The organism is Enterobacter cloacae complex sp. 370H10 (genome assembly GCF_050031535.1).
Lineage (GTDB): Bacteria > Pseudomonadota > Gammaproteobacteria > Enterobacterales > Enterobacteriaceae > Enterobacter > Enterobacter intestinihominis.
The window spans coordinates 5,014,181-5,030,808 of sequence record NZ_JBLGWG010000001.1; the positions used below are offsets into that span (position 1 = coordinate 5,014,181).

10 protein-coding genes, 2 tRNA genes, 2 rRNA genes and 1 riboswitch are annotated in these 16,628 nt (G+C 54.7%); of the genes, 2 read left to right on the plus strand and 12 right to left on the minus strand.

Going from position 1 to position 16,628, the window contains the following annotated elements; translation table 11 throughout:
* Nucleotides 1–17: 17 nt before the first annotated feature.
* The 6 genes from ACQG2Q_RS24705 to btuB form a co-directional block, all read right to left on the minus strand.
* Nucleotides 18–2,923, minus strand: a 23S ribosomal RNA gene (locus ACQG2Q_RS24705).
* Between the two features lie 170 nt (nucleotides 2,924–3,093).
* Nucleotides 3,094–3,169: transfer RNA gene (locus ACQG2Q_RS24710), tRNA-Ala, on the minus strand.
* Nucleotides 3,170–3,211: 42 nt separating this feature from the next.
* Nucleotides 3,212–3,288: transfer RNA gene (locus tag ACQG2Q_RS24715), tRNA-Ile, on the minus strand.
* A 70-nt stretch (nucleotides 3,289–3,358) separates the two neighbouring features.
* Nucleotides 3,359–4,900, minus strand: a 16S ribosomal RNA gene (locus tag ACQG2Q_RS24720).
* The 16S and 23S rRNA genes sit together here with 2 tRNA genes alongside, the layout of an rRNA operon.
* A 382-nt stretch (nucleotides 4,901–5,282) precedes the next feature.
* Nucleotides 5,283–6,134, minus strand: a complete 852-nt coding sequence (gene murI, locus ACQG2Q_RS24725) for a glutamate racemase (RefSeq protein WP_023298885.1) — start codon at nucleotides 6,132–6,134, stop codon at nucleotides 5,283–5,285.
* Complete coding sequence (btuB, locus tag ACQG2Q_RS24730) at nucleotides 6,079–7,926, minus strand: TonB-dependent vitamin B12 receptor BtuB (RefSeq protein ID WP_023298886.1); 1,848 nt, start codon at nucleotides 7,924–7,926, stop codon at nucleotides 6,079–6,081. The genes murI and btuB overlap by 56 nt, the downstream gene beginning before the upstream one ends.
* Nucleotides 7,927–7,992: 66 nt before the next feature.
* A riboswitch (cobalamin riboswitch) is annotated at nucleotides 7,993–8,168 on the minus strand.
* Nucleotides 8,169–8,272: 104 nt separating this feature from the next.
* Here btuB and trmA point away from each other — a divergent pair.
* Nucleotides 8,273–9,373 (plus strand): tRNA (uridine(54)-C5)-methyltransferase TrmA, encoded by a 1,101-nt coding sequence (gene trmA / locus ACQG2Q_RS24735; RefSeq protein WP_023298887.1) that lies wholly within the window; start codon nucleotides 8,273–8,275, stop codon nucleotides 9,371–9,373.
* A 90-nt stretch (nucleotides 9,374–9,463) separates the two neighbouring features.
* Here the strand turns inward: trmA and ACQG2Q_RS24740 are convergent, their stop codons facing one another.
* Nucleotides 9,464–9,823: a YijD family membrane protein gene (locus ACQG2Q_RS24740; RefSeq protein WP_017383113.1), complete on the minus strand. Its 360-nt coding sequence runs from the start codon at nucleotides 9,821–9,823 to the stop codon at nucleotides 9,464–9,466.
* A gap of 9 nt (nucleotides 9,824–9,832) precedes the next feature.
* Nucleotides 9,833–10,471, minus strand: a complete 639-nt coding sequence (gene fabR / locus ACQG2Q_RS24745; RefSeq protein ID WP_003862059.1) for an HTH-type transcriptional repressor FabR — start codon at nucleotides 10,469–10,471, stop codon at nucleotides 9,833–9,835.
* Between the two features lie 196 nt (nucleotides 10,472–10,667).
* Here fabR and sthA point away from each other — a divergent pair, with 196 nt between their 5' ends.
* Nucleotides 10,668–12,068, plus strand: a complete 1,401-nt coding sequence (gene sthA / locus ACQG2Q_RS24750; RefSeq protein ID WP_063850077.1) for a Si-specific NAD(P)(+) transhydrogenase — start codon at nucleotides 10,668–10,670, stop codon at nucleotides 12,066–12,068.
* On the opposite strand, the gene oxyR is transcribed toward sthA, so the two are convergent.
* The 4 genes from oxyR to argC form a co-directional block, all read right to left on the minus strand.
* Nucleotides 12,051–12,968, minus strand: coding sequence for a DNA-binding transcriptional regulator OxyR (gene oxyR / locus ACQG2Q_RS24755; protein WP_022649783.1), 918 nt, complete (start codon nucleotides 12,966–12,968; stop codon nucleotides 12,051–12,053). The two genes, sthA and oxyR, sit on opposite strands and share 18 nt — an antisense overlap.
* A gap of 305 nt (nucleotides 12,969–13,273) precedes the next feature.
* Nucleotides 13,274–14,647: an argininosuccinate lyase gene (gene argH / locus ACQG2Q_RS24760; RefSeq protein WP_063850080.1), complete on the minus strand. Its 1,374-nt coding sequence runs from the start codon at nucleotides 14,645–14,647 to the stop codon at nucleotides 13,274–13,276.
* 105 nt (nucleotides 14,648–14,752) lie between these two features.
* Nucleotides 14,753–15,529, minus strand: a complete 777-nt coding sequence (argB, locus tag ACQG2Q_RS24765; protein WP_096216668.1) for an acetylglutamate kinase — start codon at nucleotides 15,527–15,529, stop codon at nucleotides 14,753–14,755.
* 6 nt (nucleotides 15,530–15,535) lie between these two features.
* Nucleotides 15,536–16,540, minus strand: coding sequence for an N-acetyl-gamma-glutamyl-phosphate reductase (argC, locus tag ACQG2Q_RS24770; protein ID WP_063850082.1), 1,005 nt, complete (start codon nucleotides 16,538–16,540; stop codon nucleotides 15,536–15,538).
* Between the last annotated feature and the right edge of the window lie 88 nt (nucleotides 16,541–16,628).

Genomic DNA, 16,628 nt, shown 5'->3' on the forward strand with positions numbered 1-16,628 from the left:
AACAGCTTCGGCGTTGTAAGGTTAAGCCTCACGGTTCATTAGTATCGGTTAGCTCAACGCATCGCTGCGCTTACACACCCGACCTATCAACGTCGTCGTCTTCAACGTTCCTTCAGGAGACTTAAAGTCTCAGGGAGAACTCATCTCGGGGCAAGTTTCGTGCTTAGATGCTTTCAGCACTTATCTTTTCCGCATTTAGCTACCGGGCAGTGCCATTGGCATGACAACCCGAACACCAGTGATGCGTCCACTCCGGTCCTCTCGTACTAGGAGCAGCCCCCCTCAATTCTCCAGCGCCCACGGCAGATAGGGACCGAACTGTCTCACGACGTTCTAAACCCAGCTCGCGTACCACTTTAAATGGCGAACAGCCATACCCTTGGGACCTACTTCAGCCCCAGGATGTGATGAGCCGACATCGAGGTGCCAAACACCGCCGTCGATATGAACTCTTGGGCGGTATCAGCCTGTTATCCCCGGAGTACCTTTTATCCGTTGAGCGATGGCCCTTCCATTCAGAACCACCGGATCACTATGACCTGCTTTCGCACCTGCTCGCGCCGTCACGCTCGCAGTCAAGCTGGCTTATGCCATTGCACTAACCTCCTGATGTCCGACCAGGATTAGCCAACCTTCGTGCTCCTCCGTTACTCTTTGGGAGGAGACCGCCCCAGTCAAACTACCCACCAGACACTGTCCGCAACCCGGATTACGGGTCTACGTTAGAACACCAGCCATTAAAGGGTGGTATTTCAAGGTTGGCTCCACGCAGACTGGCGTCCACGCTTCAAAGCCTCCCACCTATCCTACACATCAAGGACCAGTGTTCAGTGTCAAGCTATAGTAAAGGTTCACGGGGTCTTTCCGTCTTGCCGCGGGTACACTGCATCTTCACAGCGAGTTCAATTTCACTGAGTCTCGGGTGGAGACAGCCTGGCCATCATTACGCCATTCGTGCAGGTCGGAACTTACCCGACAAGGAATTTCGCTACCTTAGGACCGTTATAGTTACGGCCGCCGTTTACCGGGGCTTCGATCAAGAGCTTCGCGTTGCCGCTAACCCCATCAATTAACCTTCCGGCACCGGGCAGGCGTCACACCGTATACGTCCACTTTCGTGTTTGCACAGTGCTGTGTTTTTAATAAACAGTTGCAGCCAGCTGGTATCTTCGACTGATTTCAGCTCCGCCCGCAGGGGCTTCACCTACCTATCAGCGTGCCTTCTCCCGAAGTTACGGCACCATTTTGCCTAGTTCCTTCACCCGAGTTCTCTCAAGCGCCTTGGTATTCTCTACCTGACCACCTGTGTCGGTTTGGGGTACGATTTCGTGTTACCTGATGCTTAGAGGCTTTTCCTGGAAGCAGGGCATTTATCACTTCAGCACCGTAGTGCCTCGTCATCACACCTCAGCGTTAATAAGGTACCGGATTTACCTGGAACCTCCGCCTACATGCTTAAACCGGGACAACCGTCGCCCGGCTGACATAGCCTTCTCCGTCCCCCCTTCGCAGTAACACCAAGTACAGGAATATTAACCTGTTTCCCATCGACTACGCCTTTCGGCCTCGCCTTAGGGGTCGACTCACCCTGCCCCGATTAACGTTGGACAGGAACCCTTGGTCTTCCGGCGAGCGGGCTTTTCACCCGCTTTATCGTTACTTATGTCAGCATTCGCACTTCTGATACCTCCAGCACCCCTCACAGGACACCTTCAACGGCTTACAGAACGCTCCCCTACCCAACAACGCATAAGCGTCGCTGCCGCAGCTTCGGTGCATGGTTTAGCCCCGTTACATCTTCCGCGCAGGCCGACTCGACCAGTGAGCTATTACGCTTTCTTTAAATGATGGCTGCTTCTAAGCCAACATCCTGGCTGTCTGTGCCTTCCCACATCGTTTCCCACTTAACCATGACTTTGGGACCTTAGCTGGCGGTCTGGGTTGTTTCCCTCTTCACGACGGACGTTAGCACCCGCCGTGTGTCTCCCGTGATAACATTCTTCGGTATTCGTAGTTTGCATCGGGTTGGTAAGCCGGGATGGCCCCCTAGCCGAAACAGTGCTCTACCCCCGAAGATGAGTTCACGAGGCGCTACCTAAATAGCTTTCGGGGAGAACCAGCTATCTCCCGGTTTGATTGGCCTTTCACCCCCAGCCACAGGTCATCCGCTAATTTTTCAACATTAGTCGGTTCGGTCCTCCAGTTAGTGTTACCCAACCTTCAACCTGCCCATGGCTAGATCACCGGGTTTCGGGTCTATACCCTGCAACTTAACGCCCAGTTAAGACTCGGTTTCCCTTCGGCTCCCCTATACGGTTAACCTTGCTACAGAATATAAGTCGCTGACCCATTATACAAAAGGTACGCAGTCACCCCATAAAGAGGCTCCCACTGCTTGTACGTACACGGTTTCAGGTTCTTTTTCACTCCCCTCGCCGGGGTTCTTTTCGCCTTTCCCTCACGGTACTGGTTCACTATCGGTCAGTCAGGAGTATTTAGCCTTGGAGGATGGTCCCCCCATATTCAGACAGGATACCACGTGTCCCGCCCTACTCTTCGAGTTCACAGCAAGTGTGCTTTCGTGTACGGGACTATCACCCTGTACCGTCGGACTTTCCAGACCGTTCCACTAACACACAAGCTGATTCAGACTCCGGGCTGCTCCCCGTTCGCTCGCCGCTACTGGGGGAATCTCGGTTGATTTCTTTTCCTCGGGGTACTTAGATGTTTCAGTTCCCCCGGTTCGCCTCGTTAACCTATGTATTCAGTTAACGATAGTGCAACGGATTGCACTGGGTTTCCCCATTCGGACATCGCCGGGTCAAAGGTTCATATCACCTCGCCGGCGCTTTTCGCAGATTAGCACGTCCTTCATCGCCTCTGACTGCCAGGGCATCCACCGTGTACGCTTAGTCGCTTAACCTCACAACCCGAAGATGTTTCACTTCTGATTGCGAAAATTTGAGAGACTCGAACACACATGAGCTGTGTGTCGTTTCAATTTTCAGCTTGATCCAGATTTTTAAAGAGCAAAACTTCGCAGTGCACCTTTTCAGGTTCACTCTGAAGTTTTCTTGTGTTCGCAGTAAAGGATGGTGGAGCTATGCGGGATCGAACCGCAGACCTCCTGCGTGCAAGGCAGGCGCTCTCCCAGCTGAGCTATAGCCCCATCGTTTGTAATCTCTGTACCGCTCATCCTTTAAAAGGAGTTTGGTAGGCCTGAGTGGACTTGAACCACCGACCTCACCCTTATCAGGGGTGCGCTCTAACCACCTGAGCTACAAGCCTGCAGAGATTTTTTACTGCTGTTTTTCATCAGACAATCTGTGTGAGCACTGCAAAGGCAGGTTCTTTAAGGTAAGGAGGTGATCCAACCGCAGGTTCCCCTACGGTTACCTTGTTACGACTTCACCCCAGTCATGAATCACAAAGTGGTAAGCGCCCTCCCGAAGGTTAAGCTACCTACTTCTTTTGCAACCCACTCCCATGGTGTGACGGGCGGTGTGTACAAGGCCCGGGAACGTATTCACCGTGGCATTCTGATCCACGATTACTAGCGATTCCGACTTCATGGAGTCGAGTTGCAGACTCCAATCCGGACTACGACGCACTTTATGAGGTCCGCTTGCTCTCGCGAGGTCGCTTCTCTTTGTATGCGCCATTGTAGCACGTGTGTAGCCCTACTCGTAAGGGCCATGATGACTTGACGTCATCCCCACCTTCCTCCAGTTTATCACTGGCAGTCTCCTTTGAGTTCCCGGCCTAACCGCTGGCAACAAAGGATAAGGGTTGCGCTCGTTGCGGGACTTAACCCAACATTTCACAACACGAGCTGACGACAGCCATGCAGCACCTGTCTCAGAGTTCCCGAAGGCACCAAAGCATCTCTGCTAAGTTCTCTGGATGTCAAGAGTAGGTAAGGTTCTTCGCGTTGCATCGAATTAAACCACATGCTCCACCGCTTGTGCGGGCCCCCGTCAATTCATTTGAGTTTTAACCTTGCGGCCGTACTCCCCAGGCGGTCGACTTAACGCGTTAGCTCCGGAAGCCACGCCTCAAGGGCACAACCTCCAAGTCGACATCGTTTACGGCGTGGACTACCAGGGTATCTAATCCTGTTTGCTCCCCACGCTTTCGCACCTGAGCGTCAGTCTTTGTCCAGGGGGCCGCCTTCGCCACCGGTATTCCTCCAGATCTCTACGCATTTCACCGCTACACCTGGAATTCTACCCCCCTCTACAAGACTCTAGCCTGCCAGTTTCGAATGCAGTTCCCAGGTTGAGCCCGGGGATTTCACATCCGACTTGACAGACCGCCTGCGTGCGCTTTACGCCCAGTAATTCCGATTAACGCTTGCACCCTCCGTATTACCGCGGCTGCTGGCACGGAGTTAGCCGGTGCTTCTTCTGCGGGTAACGTCAATCGACAGGGTTATTAACCCTGTCGCCTTCCTCCCCGCTGAAAGTACTTTACAACCCGAAGGCCTTCTTCATACACGCGGCATGGCTGCATCAGGCTTGCGCCCATTGTGCAATATTCCCCACTGCTGCCTCCCGTAGGAGTCTGGACCGTGTCTCAGTTCCAGTGTGGCTGGTCATCCTCTCAGACCAGCTAGGGATCGTCGCCTAGGTGAGCCGTTACCCCACCTACTAGCTAATCCCATCTGGGCACATCCGATGGCAAGAGGCCCGAAGGTCCCCCTCTTTGGTCTTGCGACGTTATGCGGTATTAGCTACCGTTTCCAGTAGTTATCCCCCTCCATCAGGCAGTTTCCCAGACATTACTCACCCGTCCGCCACTCGTCAGCAAAGCAGCAAGCTGCTTCCTGTTACCGTTCGACTTGCATGTGTTAGGCCTGCCGCCAGCGTTCAATCTGAGCCATGATCAAACTCTTCAATTTAAGTTTGATGCTCAATGAATTAAACTTCGTAATGAATTACGTGTTCACTCGTTGAGACTTGGTATTCATTTAGTGTCCGAGGACATTAAGAATCCATGTCACTTTGAGTGCCCACACAGATTGTCTGATAAATTGTTAAAGAGCAGTGCAACGCGGCTTTTGCTCACCGTTGCGAGGTCCCGTATATTACGTTTTCCTCATTCAGAGTCAAGCAATTATTTTCACTTTTCTCTGTTGGCGTTCATCTCTGAACCCCGCTGTCCCGGCGGCTTGTAAGCCGTTGTTCCGTGTCAGTGGAGGCGCATTATAGGGAGTTCTCCGACGTTGACAACCCCTCTTTGAAAAAAAACGTTCAACCGTCTCTTTTTTGCTCAAAACCGTGCTACAGCGCCAGTTTTTCGAGCGTTTCGAAGCCATAACGACGTAAAACGGGCAAAAGTTGTTCGGTTTCTTTTGTTATCGCCATACAGAAAGCGATGTTCGCATCCGCTGATTTCGCATCCGGCGCCTCGTGCTCCAGTAGCCAGGCCGTCCGACGCGCAATCGCAGCACCGGAATCCACCAGCCGGGTCCCTTCAGGCAAAACCTTTAACAGCTCTTCCTGTAATAGCGGGAAATGGGTGCAGCCGAGAACAACCGTATCCGGTGGTTCCTGCATCCGCAGCCATGGACGCAGAATGCGACGCAGCTCTTCAAGCGATACCGTCTCGCCGTGCAGTTTCGCTTCCGCCATTTCCACCAGCTCCGCGGAGCCGAGCATGGCGATCTGGCATTCATTGGCAAAGCGCTCAATAAGCTCACGCGTATAAGGACGTTTTACCGTACCGCGTGTCGCCAGCAACCCCACGATACCGTTCGCCGTCAGACGCGCCGCAGGTTTGATTGCCGGGACAACGCCCACAACCGGGAACGGGAATTTTTCGCGCAGGGCAGGAAGAGAGACCGTGCTTGCTGTATTACAGGCAATAACCGCCAGCGCCAGGGGATAGCGCTTTTGTACCGCAGTGACGATTTCAATCACACGCTCAACGATAAAGTCTTCACTCTTTTCCCCATACGGGAACGCGACGTTATCGAAGGCGTAGATGTAATGGAGATCCGGCAGGAGCTGCCGAATCTCATCATAGACCGAAAGCCCACCGACGCCGGAATCAAACACCAGCACGGTGGGACGCGGATCAGAAGGTGTAGCTGCCAGACAAGGTGTATTCCCGTCCTGCAGTTTGGTAGCCATAAACTGTCTCGTAATCTTTATCGAACAGGTTGGCTATTTTACCACGAACTGTGAGATGTGAGGTGACAGGATATGAAACCGCGACGTCCCACAGGCTGACGCCGCCCATTTTAACTTTCTCTGACGGATAGGTTCCAAAGTCGGTGTCGTAGCGCGTGCCGAGATAGTGATACGTCAGGCTCCAGTCAACATCATAGATCTGCGTATCAAGCTGATATTTCACCTGCTGTTTAGCACGACGGTCCAGAAGTTGATTGGTTGCCGCATTGCGGGCATCCACATAGTCGTAGCCCACAGTATGCGTCAACGGACCCGTATCAAACGACGCTGTCGCTTCTACACCTTTAATGCGTGCTTTGCCGACGTTGTAATATTGCTGCAGGTTATTGTTGAAGTCGATGAGATTATCAACGTCATTACGATAGCCGGATACGCGCCAGCTTACGCCTGCCGTCAGGCCTTCAAACGCCCCTTCCCACTGCTTGCTCTCTTCAGGATCAAGATGGGTATTGCCGTAGAAGCCATAGAGCTGACCCAGATTCGGCGCTTTATAGGCCGTGCCATAAGAGGCTATGAAGCGGTAACCGTCAACGAACTCCCAGGCTGCGCTACTTTGCCAGGTACCATGGCGACCAAACTGAGAGTTGTCATCGCTGCGGGCTGCCGCCTCCAGAGTGAAATCTCCAAACTGCTGCAACCCAGTCAGGTAGACGCCAGTGTTACGCAGGTCATAGGCGTTGGTTACGTAGTTGGTACCCGGCTCGGTGCTCTGTTTCTGCCAGTCAACGCCCGCGCCGATGTTGCCATGTCCCACGTCAACTGAGTTAGTCCACTGAACATTATACTGTTTGATTTCATCCAGGGTTGCTGTGGAGTCATAGCGTCCAAGGTGCGGATCGTAATTGTAGTCTTTGCTGTGACTGTAGCTGGAGAGCAACTGTGAATGGAAAATATCCCGGTTAAACCGCAATCCGGCATCCCAGGTCTGGCTATAGAGTTGGCGGGTATCAACCAGCACATCAGGGGTAAATGAACTGTAATAGCCGTCATAGGCGGTACGGTTGCTGTAACCATAGCCGCGAACGAAACCACTCCATTGCTCAGAGAAAGCATGCTCCAGTGCGCCGTAGAGCGTTTTATTCATAAAGCCGTCGCGATCGGTCTGGGCAAGGCCGCCGTTATTACCGTCAGCAACGACGTCAAAGCCTTTTGTGTAGGTGTAATCCCCCGCCAGCGTAACGCGCGTACTTTCACCCAATGTTTGCTGGGTGCTGCCACCATAATTCTGGAAGCCGTGTGTCCCAACGCCAGCATTCAGCGTTGTGCCATCCTTCGCACGCGTAGTGATAATGTTGACTACACCACCGATCGCATCCGAGCCGTACACCGCCGAACGCGGTCCACGAAGATATTCGATGCGCTGCACCAGGGAGATCGGAAACTGGCTGAGATCGGACGACCCCGTGACGCCCGCCTGGTTAAGGCGGATCCCATCGACGAGAATCAGGACATGGCTGGAGTTCGTACCGCGTATAAAGAGAGAAGAGAGCTGCCCCATCCCGCCATTTTGTGCCGTATCTACGCCAGGCAGGCGACGCATGACATCCAGAACCGTGGTGGATTGCCAGCGGTCGATATCGGCCCGCGTCACGACAGAAGTCGCAGCCAGAACAGATTTTTCAGGTTGTTCGAAACGGTTTGCTGTCACCACCAACGAGTCGGCGCTTTCCTGCGCCCAGCCCGAAAATGCCGTGACGGAAAACGCCGTCAACAGCGATACTTTTTTAATCATTGTTAAAGCATCCACAATATAAGAAGGATGCCGCAGGCCTCATCGATAGCACGCGATGATGAAACCAAATGCGACGTGATCCCGGCAGGTCTTCGGGCTGGGTGGCGTTATACGGATGAAGACTTCCCGTTTTCACAGTGTCTACAACTCTCATCCCGCCAGTCTTTACCGCTGCGCGTCAGCTCCAGATTTGCACTGGATTCCCTTTTCACTCTCAGGAGACCGGAAACAGAATGCTACAATTAGACACGTATAGATGTCCAGATAGCTATTAGCCATTAAATCTGGACATCCACTGCACAATCCCTACAATCCCCGCGTAATTCTTTATCACTCAGGACGCATCATGACCCCCGAACACCTCCCGACAGAACAGTACGACGCACAGCTGGCAGAAAAAGTTGTCCGCCTGCAAAGTATGATGACGCCTTTCAACGCGCCCGTTCCCGAGGTGTTTCGTTCTCCGGTCAGCCACTACCGTATGCGCGCTGAGTTTCGCATCTGGCACGATGGCGATGACCTGTACCACATCATTTTCGATCAGCAGACGAAATCCCGGATTCGCGTAGACAGTTTCCCGGCGGCGAGTGAGCTTATCAACCAGCTAATGACGCTGATGATCGACGGTGTGCGCACTAATCCGGTGCTGCGCAACAAGCTGTTCCAGATTGACTACCTGACCACCCAAAGCAATCAGGCCATTGTCTCTCTGCTCTATCACAAAGCGCTGACCGACGAGTGGCGCGAGCAGGCAGAAGCCCTGCGCGATGCGCTGCGCGCGCAGAACATCAACGTGCACCTGATTGGCCGCGCGACCAAAACCAAAATCATGCTGGACCAGGATTACATCGACGAGCGTTTGCCGGTGGCAGGAAAAGAGATGGTTTACCGTCAGGTGGAGAACAGCTTCACCCAGCCGAATGCGGCAATGAACGTGCAGATGCTGGAGTGGGCGCTGAATGCGACGGAAGGGTCGACGGGGGATCTGCTGGAGCTCTACTGCGGTAACGGCAACTTCTCGCTGGCGCTGGCGCGTAACTTCGAACGCGTGCTGGCGACGGAAATCGCCAAACCGTCGGTGGCCGCCGCGCAGTACAACATCGCCGCTAACCATATTGATAATGTGCAGATCATTCGTATGGCGGCAGAAGAGTTTACCCAGGCGATGAACGGCGTACGTGAGTTTAACCGCCTGCAAGGGATTGATTTGAAGAGCTACCAGTGTGAGACAATTTTTGTCGATCCGCCGCGCAGTGGCCTGGACAGCGAAACCGAGAAGATGGTGCAGGCGTACCCGCGTATTTTGTACATCTCCTGTAACCCGGAGACGCTGTGCAAGAATCTGGAAACATTAAGCCAGACGCACAAGGTTGAACGTCTGGCGCTGTTCGATCAGTTCCCATATACGCACCATATGGAGTGCGGCGTACTGCTCACGGCGAAGTAATGTGGGCCTTGTAGGGCAGGTAAGCGAAGCGCCACCTGCCAAAAAAGCCGGATGGCGCTTCGCTTATCCGGCCTACAATGACAAAACCCTTTACTCTGGTAACTGGCTCTTGCGGCTACGCATGCGCGAGCCAATCCAGAACACCAGCGCCACAGACAGCACCGCAGGCAGGAAGTTAGAACCGATATCCGGATACTCTGCACGCACCACGGTGCTGTACAACAGTACACCCAGAATAAAACAGGCTGCGGCCAGCCCCGGTAACCCAACCGGCATGGTGCGGTTCAGATAACGTTGATGCAGGCAATACACCGTCAGCACCAGCGCGATAATCGGGAAAATCGAGAACGGTACAATTGAGCTGAAAACCGCCGCAAACGTACCATTGATGGATAAGCCAGCGATCAATGCCAGCAACAGCGTTCCTTTATCCTGACCTGACTGTTTCATTACTCACCTTCACTCATCGTTTTGATGTGCCAACTTCTCTTGTTCACGGCGATACCAGTAGTACGCACCTTTAGAAATCATTCGCAGCTGCAATACCAGTCGCTCTTCGAGTTGCTTACGTTGTTCAATGCTGACATCCAGCGCTTCGGCACCCGCACTGAAAACAATGGTCACCATCGCCTCGGCCTGTGCTTCAGTAAACGCACGCGGCATATGGTTTTCGAGTTCAAGATAGTCGGCAAGTTCCGCGATGAAATGCTGAATTTCACGCGCGACGGCGGCACGAAACGCCGCCGACGTGCCAGAGCGCTCGCGCAGCAAAAGGCGAAACGCGTTAGGGTTATTGCCGATAAATTCCATAAATGTCGACACGGAGGTGCGGATCACGCTGCCGCCTTTGGCAATACGCTGACGCGCCTGACGCATAAGCTGGCGCAGCATCAAACCGCTCTCGTCGACCATGGTCAGGCCCAGTTCATCCACATCACGGAAATGACGATAGAAGGACGTTGGCGCAATCCCGGCCTCGCGCGCCACTTCGCGCAGGCTTAAACTGGCAAAACTCCGCTCAGCACTCAGTTGACTGAATGCGGCTTCCACCAGCGAACGCCGGGTTTTCTCTTTTTGTTGTGCTCTTACGCCCATCACGATAGTTGAATCCTTCCAAAGGCCCGTTGGCACTATACCAGAGAATAAAATTAATCTGTTTACCTGGCTTTGTGAATGATTGTTTACGCGCGGTTTGTGCTCCACTGCCCGAAAAAAGCACAACGATAATTGGGTTACCCAGGCAATGATGTTATGATTCTGTTGCTTTTATGTATAAGAACAGGTAAGCCTTGCCATGCCACATTCCTACGATTACGACGCAATAGTTATTGGTTCCGGCCCCGGCGGCGAAGGTGCTGCTATGGGTCTGGTAAAACAGGGAGCCAGAGTAGCGGTTATTGAGCGCTACCATAATGTCGGCGGCGGTTGCACCCACTGGGGCACCATCCCTTCGAAAGCCCTCCGCCACGCCGTTAGCCGCATTATCGAATTTAACCAGAACCCTCTTTACAGCGACCACTCCCGACTTCTTCGTTCTTCTTTTGCCGATATCCTGAATCACGCAGACACGGTCATTAACCAGCAGACGCGCATGCGTCAGGGTTTCTATGAGCGCAACCACTGTGAAATTCTGCAGGGTAACGCGCATTTTGTGGATGAACACACCCTGGCGCTGGAGTGCCGCGACGGTTCGGTTGAGACGCTCACCGCTGAAAAATTTGTGATCGCCTGCGGATCGCGCCCATATCATCCGGCAGACGTGGACTTCTCTCATCCACGCATTTACGACAGCGACTCCATCCTCAGCCTGCACCACGAGCCACGCCATGTGATCATCTATGGCGCGGGCGTGATTGGCTGTGAATATGCGTCGATTTTCCGGGGAATGGAGGTCAAAGTTGATTTGATCAACACCCGCGACCGGCTGCTGGCGTTCCTCGATCAGGAGATGTCAGATTCCCTCTCCTACCACTTCTGGAACAGTGGCGTGGTGATTCGCCACAACGAAGAGTACGAGAAAATCGAAGGCTGCGACGACGGTGTGATCATGCACCTGAAATCTGGTAAGAAGCTGAAGGCGGACTGCCTGCTGTACGCCAACGGCCGTACCGGCAACACGGATTCATTGCAGCTGGAGAATATCGGGCTTGAAACCGACAGCCGCGGTCAGCTCAAGGTCAACAGCATGTACCAGACTGCGCTGCCGCACGTTTACGCGGTCGGCGACGTTATTGGTTACCCAAGTCTGGCCTCCGCTGCTTACGATCAGGGCCGCATCGCCGCACAGGCGCTGGTGAAAGGTGAAGCGACGGCGCATCTGATCGAGGACATCCCGACGGGCATCTACACCATCCCGGAAATCAGTTCTGTCGGCAAAACCGAGCAGCAGTTGACGGCCATGAAGGTGCCTTACGAGGTGGGTCGTGCCCAGTTTAAACACCTGGCGCGCGCACAAATTGTGGGGATGAGCGTGGGTACGCTGAAGATCCTGTTCCATCGCGAGACGAAAGAGATCCTCGGTATTCACTGCTTTGGTGAACGTGCCGCGGAAATCATTCATATCGGCCAGGCGATCATGGAGCAAAAAGGTGGTGGCAACACCATCGAGTACTTCGTTAACACCACCTTTAACTACCCGACCATGGCGGAAGCCTATCGGGTAGCTGCGCTGAACGGCTTAAACCGCCTGTTTTAACGCGTTGTCGAAATGGCCATCCATTGCACCACGGATGGCCTCTGCCAGCTGCTCATAGCGGCTGCGCAGCGGTGAACCCGGACGATAAACCAGGCCGATCGTGCGACGCGGCTCTGGCTTAATACACGGCAGATAGACCACGCCATCACGCTTACGCTCGCGCGGCACGGCCAGCGCAGGCAGCAGCGTAATGCCACTTCCCGCCGCGACCATGTTACGCAGCGTTTCCAGGCTGGTTGCGCGGAAATGGGTATCTTCATCTGCACCCGCTTCGAAGCAGAAGCCCATCGCCTGATCGCGCAGACAGTGGCCGTCTTCCAGCATCAGCAGCTTTTCTCCGGCCAGATCGGCCATCGGCACGCGATCGCGGTTCGCCCACGGGTGATCTTCATAGATCGCCAGCATCATCGGCTCATCGAACAGCGGTACTTCAATAAACGCTTCACTCTCTTTGACCAGCGCCAGGATCGCGCAGTCGAGCTTGCCGCTGTCTAACTGCGCCAGCAGCTGATGGGTTTGCGCTTCATGCAGGTACATTTCGAGTTTCGGGAACGTCTGGTGCAGCAGCGGAATGATTTGTGGCAACAGATACGGGCCAACGGTTGGGATCAGGCCAATATGCAGCGGGCCGGACATCGCCTCCCCCTGCTGGCTTGCCATTTCCTTGAGCACTTTGACCTCGCGCAGTACGGTGCGCGCCTGATCCACCAGCAGCAGACCTGCCTGCGTGAACAGTACCTTACGACTGGTGCGCTCCAGCAGCATCACGCCCAGCTCATCTTCCAGCTTGCGGATCTGACCGCTCAGCGTTGGCTGGCTGACGTGGCAGGAGTCTGCCGCGCGGCGAAAATGGCGATGCTCAGCTAACGCTACCAGGTATTCAAGATCACGAATATTCATTATTCATCCTCCGTCGCCACGATAGTTCATGGCGATAGATAGCATAGCAACGAACGATTATCCCTATCAAGCATTCTGTTGAATAATACATCACATAGACGAGGCGGCACGTGTTTGACCCAAAACGACCCCGCACCGTCAGCGAGTTTCTCTCAAAACTCGAAAAACTAAAGCCAACGTGAACTTTTGCGGACCCCGTGGTCCGCTTTTTTTTGCGTATAAAAAAGCCCAGCACTAAGCCAGGCTCCGTTTTTCTCCCTCTCCCTGTGGAAGAGGGCCGGGGTGAGGGCACCAGCCCGCACAAATCAAACCAACCGGTTTTTCGCGTCCGCAATCGCCTGCGCTACCTGCTTCGGCGAGACTCCACCTTTCGCCGCACGCTTATCCAGGCAGGATTGCAGGGCCAGAATCGGGTAGACATCCTCCTCAATAACCGCACTGAATTTCTGCAGGTCGGCAAGCGCCAGCTCTTCAAGGGCTTTACCCTGACGAATCGCTTCCACTACCGCTTCACCCACAATATGGTGCGCCTCGCGGAACGGTACGCCTTTCGCCACCAGGTAGTCCGCCAGCTCAGTTGAGTTAGCATATCCCTGCTGCGCCGCTTCCTGGCAGCGAGGACGTTTCACCTGAATGCCGTCCAGCACCAGCGCGCCCATATGCAGACAGTCCAGCCAGGTGTCGAGCGCGTCGAACAGCCCCTCTTTGTCTTCCTGCATGTCTTTGTTGTATGCCAGCGGCAGCCCTTTCAGGGTCATCATCATGCCGGTCAGCGCGCCCTGCACGCGGCCACACTTACCGCGGATCAGCTCCAGCGCATCCGGGTTTTTCTTTTGCGGCATCAGGGAGGAGCCGGACGTCACACGGTCGGACAGCTCCACAAACCCGGCTTCGCCAGAGTTAAAGAAGATCAGGTCTTCGGCAAAGCGCGACAGGTGCACCATCCCGATAGAGGCATTCGACAGCAGCTCCAGCACGTGGTCACGGTCAGAGACGCTATCCAGGCTGTTGCGGGTGGCGGAAGCAAAGCCCAGCCAGCCTGCCAGCTGCTCACGGTCGATTTCATAAGCCGTACCGGCCAGCGCGCCGCTGCCCAGCGGGCTGACGTCCAGACGCGTTAAGGTATCCTGTAAACGGCTCTCATCACGCGCCAGCATCTCAACGTAGGCCAGACACCAGTGCGCAAAGGTCACCGGCTGTGCGCGTTGCAGGTGGGTATAACCCGGCATCACCGCATCCTGATTGTTCTGCGCAGTGTCCACCAGCGCGCTCTGCAGCTGACGATTCGCCGCCAGCAGTTCGCCGACGGTCTCTTTACACCACAGCTTCAGGTCGGTCGCCACCTGGTCATTACGGCTACGCCCGGTATGGAGCTTTTTACCCAGCTGGCCGACTTTGTCGATCAGTTTGCCTTCCACCCAACTGTGAATATCTTCGGCATCGCTCTGGAGGATTTGCTGCGGATCCAGACGCACCTCTTCCAGCAGATTATTCAGCGCCTCTTCCAGCTGCTGCTGTTCCTCTGCGGTCAGCACGCCCACGGTCACCAGCGCTTTGGACCAGGCCACAGAGCCGACAATATCCTGTTCGGCCAGGCGGTAGTCGAAGCGCAAAGAGTCGTTGAACTGTTTGAACCGCTGATCCGCTGCCTGTGTAAAACGCCCACCCCAAAGTGCCATAACGAATTTCCTTAATGATGATATTTTTGCCCGGTGGCGCTGCGCTTACCGGGCCTACAAAATTCACGTAGGCCGGATAAGCGAAGCGCCATCCGGCACAGAATCTTAAGCCAGAATACGCGTACCAATCGGCGTACCGTTAAACAGCGCCGGGAGTTGCTCCGCGTGACGCCAGGAGGCGATATCCACCGGACGACCCAGCGTGCGCGCGGCATCCAGCGCCGCGTTCACCTTAACGATCATGCCGTCGGTGATAATGCCCTGATCGATCAGCTGTTCGGCTTTTGCGGCGGTCATTTCCGCTATACGCTGGCCTTTGCCGTCCAGAATACCGCTCACGTCGGAGAGCAGGATCAGGTCTGCGCCCAGCGTGGCCGCCAGCGCGGTTGCCGCCTGGTCCGCATTGACGTTCATCAGCTCGCCCTCTTCGGTCACGCCGATTGAGCTCACCACCGGCAGGAAACCACCTTCCAGCAGGGTGTTAATCAGCTTAGGCGAACCTGGCTGCGCCAGTCCAACATGGCCAAGCGCTTCGTCGAGCTGGGTCACTTTCACGCAATCGCCATCGCCCAGACAGAGGCCAACGGACGCGATGTGGTGCTTCTTCGCCCACGCCAGCAGCGTTTTGTTCGCCGTCCCCGCCAGCGCACCAGTAATAATGTCAATCTGGTCGGCAGGCGTGACGCGCAGGCCATTTTTCTTAATCACCGGCAGGTTGAGCCCTTTCATCAGCTCGTCCACCACACAGCCGCCGCCGTGGACAATCACCAGCGGACGTTGATGTGATTCACGATAGTTCACCAGCGCGGTAAACAGGCGCTCCAGCGCTTCTTCGCTGTCCAGCAGTACACCACCGAGTTTGATAATTAATGGGTTCATCATCACACCTTAAATAAGAGCCTGCGTTTCAGGGAAGCCGAAACGAATATTTGCACACTGCATTGCCTGTGCGGCAGCGCCTTTGAGTAAGTTATCTTCTGCGGCGACCACAATCAGGTGCTCGCCCTGCACGGCAAAGCCGATGTCGCAGAACGGCAGGCCGACCACGTTTTTTAGCGCTGGTACGCCTTTGTCATACAGACGCACCAGTGGTTTATCCGCATACGCCTGCGTGAAGACTTCGCTCACCTGTTCTTTGGTCACACCCGGCTTCAGGCGGCAGGTAATGGTTTCAAGGATCCCGCGCGGGAAGCTACCGAGGTGCGGGGTGAAGATCACCTCCGCGCCCAGATGGGTGGTGATTTCAGGGTGATGACGGTGATTAAACACGCCATACGGCTGAAGGCTCACTTCGCAGAAACTGTTGGAGATCGCGGCCTTGCGCCCGGCGCCGCTCACGCCGCTGGTGGCGTTGATCACCGGCCACTGGTCAAGATCCAGCAGACCCGCGTCGATCAGCGGCTTAAGGGAGAGCTGCGCCGCCGTCGGGTAACAGCCAGGCACGGCAATCAGATTCGCTTCTTTCAGTTTATCTGCGCTCCACTCCGCCAGGCCGTAGACCGCTTGCTCAAGCAGTTCCGGGTGCTGATGGGTGAAGCCGTAATATTTTTCGTAGAACGCGCTGTCGTTAACGCGAAACGCGCCGGAGAGATCGAAGACCACGCAACCGGCTGCCAGAAACTGCGGCGCCAGGTCGTGACTGACCTCGTGTGCGGTGGCTAAAAACACCACGTCAACGCCGTCGGTAAACTCGCTGATGTCAGACATGGCCTGCAAAGGCAAATCAACCACGCCCTTAAGTTGTGGATGCAAATCGGAAATTAACTTTCCGGCATCATTGCTTTGCGCTGACACGGTCAAAGCGGTTATGGTCATATGTGGGTGGCGATTCACGTAGCTTACAAGCTCTGCGCCCGCATAACCGCTAGCGCCTACAATCAGCGTATTCAACATCGGGTTCCTTTATGCTCAACGTTAATGTATTTTTATTCACATTTATTGCATGAATATTGATACTATCACGACCTAAGGTGTGTCAACA

Excerpts from the sequence above, each read along its gene's own strand:
- murI (WP_023298885.1), bottom strand. The coding sequence starts at position 6,134 with ATGGCTACCAAACTGCAGGACGGGAATACACCTTGTCTGGCAGCTACA.
- btuB (WP_023298886.1), bottom strand. The coding sequence starts at position 7,926 with ATGATTAAAAAAGTATCGCTGTTGACGGCGTTTTCCGTCACGGCATTT.
- trmA (WP_023298887.1), top strand. The coding sequence starts at position 8,273 with ATGACCCCCGAACACCTCCCGACAGAACAGTACGACGCACAGCTGGCA.
- ACQG2Q_RS24740 (WP_017383113.1), bottom strand. The coding sequence starts at position 9,823 with ATGAAACAGTCAGGTCAGGATAAAGGAACGCTGTTGCTGGCATTGATC.
- sthA (WP_063850077.1), top strand. The coding sequence starts at position 10,668 with ATGCCACATTCCTACGATTACGACGCAATAGTTATTGGTTCCGGCCCC.
- oxyR (WP_022649783.1), bottom strand. The coding sequence starts at position 12,968 with ATGAATATTCGTGATCTTGAATACCTGGTAGCGTTAGCTGAGCATCGC.
- argH (WP_063850080.1), bottom strand. The coding sequence starts at position 14,647 with ATGGCACTTTGGGGTGGGCGTTTTACACAGGCAGCGGATCAGCGGTTC.
- argB (WP_096216668.1), bottom strand. The coding sequence starts at position 15,529 with ATGATGAACCCATTAATTATCAAACTCGGTGGTGTACTGCTGGACAGC.
- argC (WP_063850082.1), bottom strand. The coding sequence starts at position 16,540 with ATGTTGAATACGCTGATTGTAGGCGCTAGCGGTTATGCGGGCGCAGAG.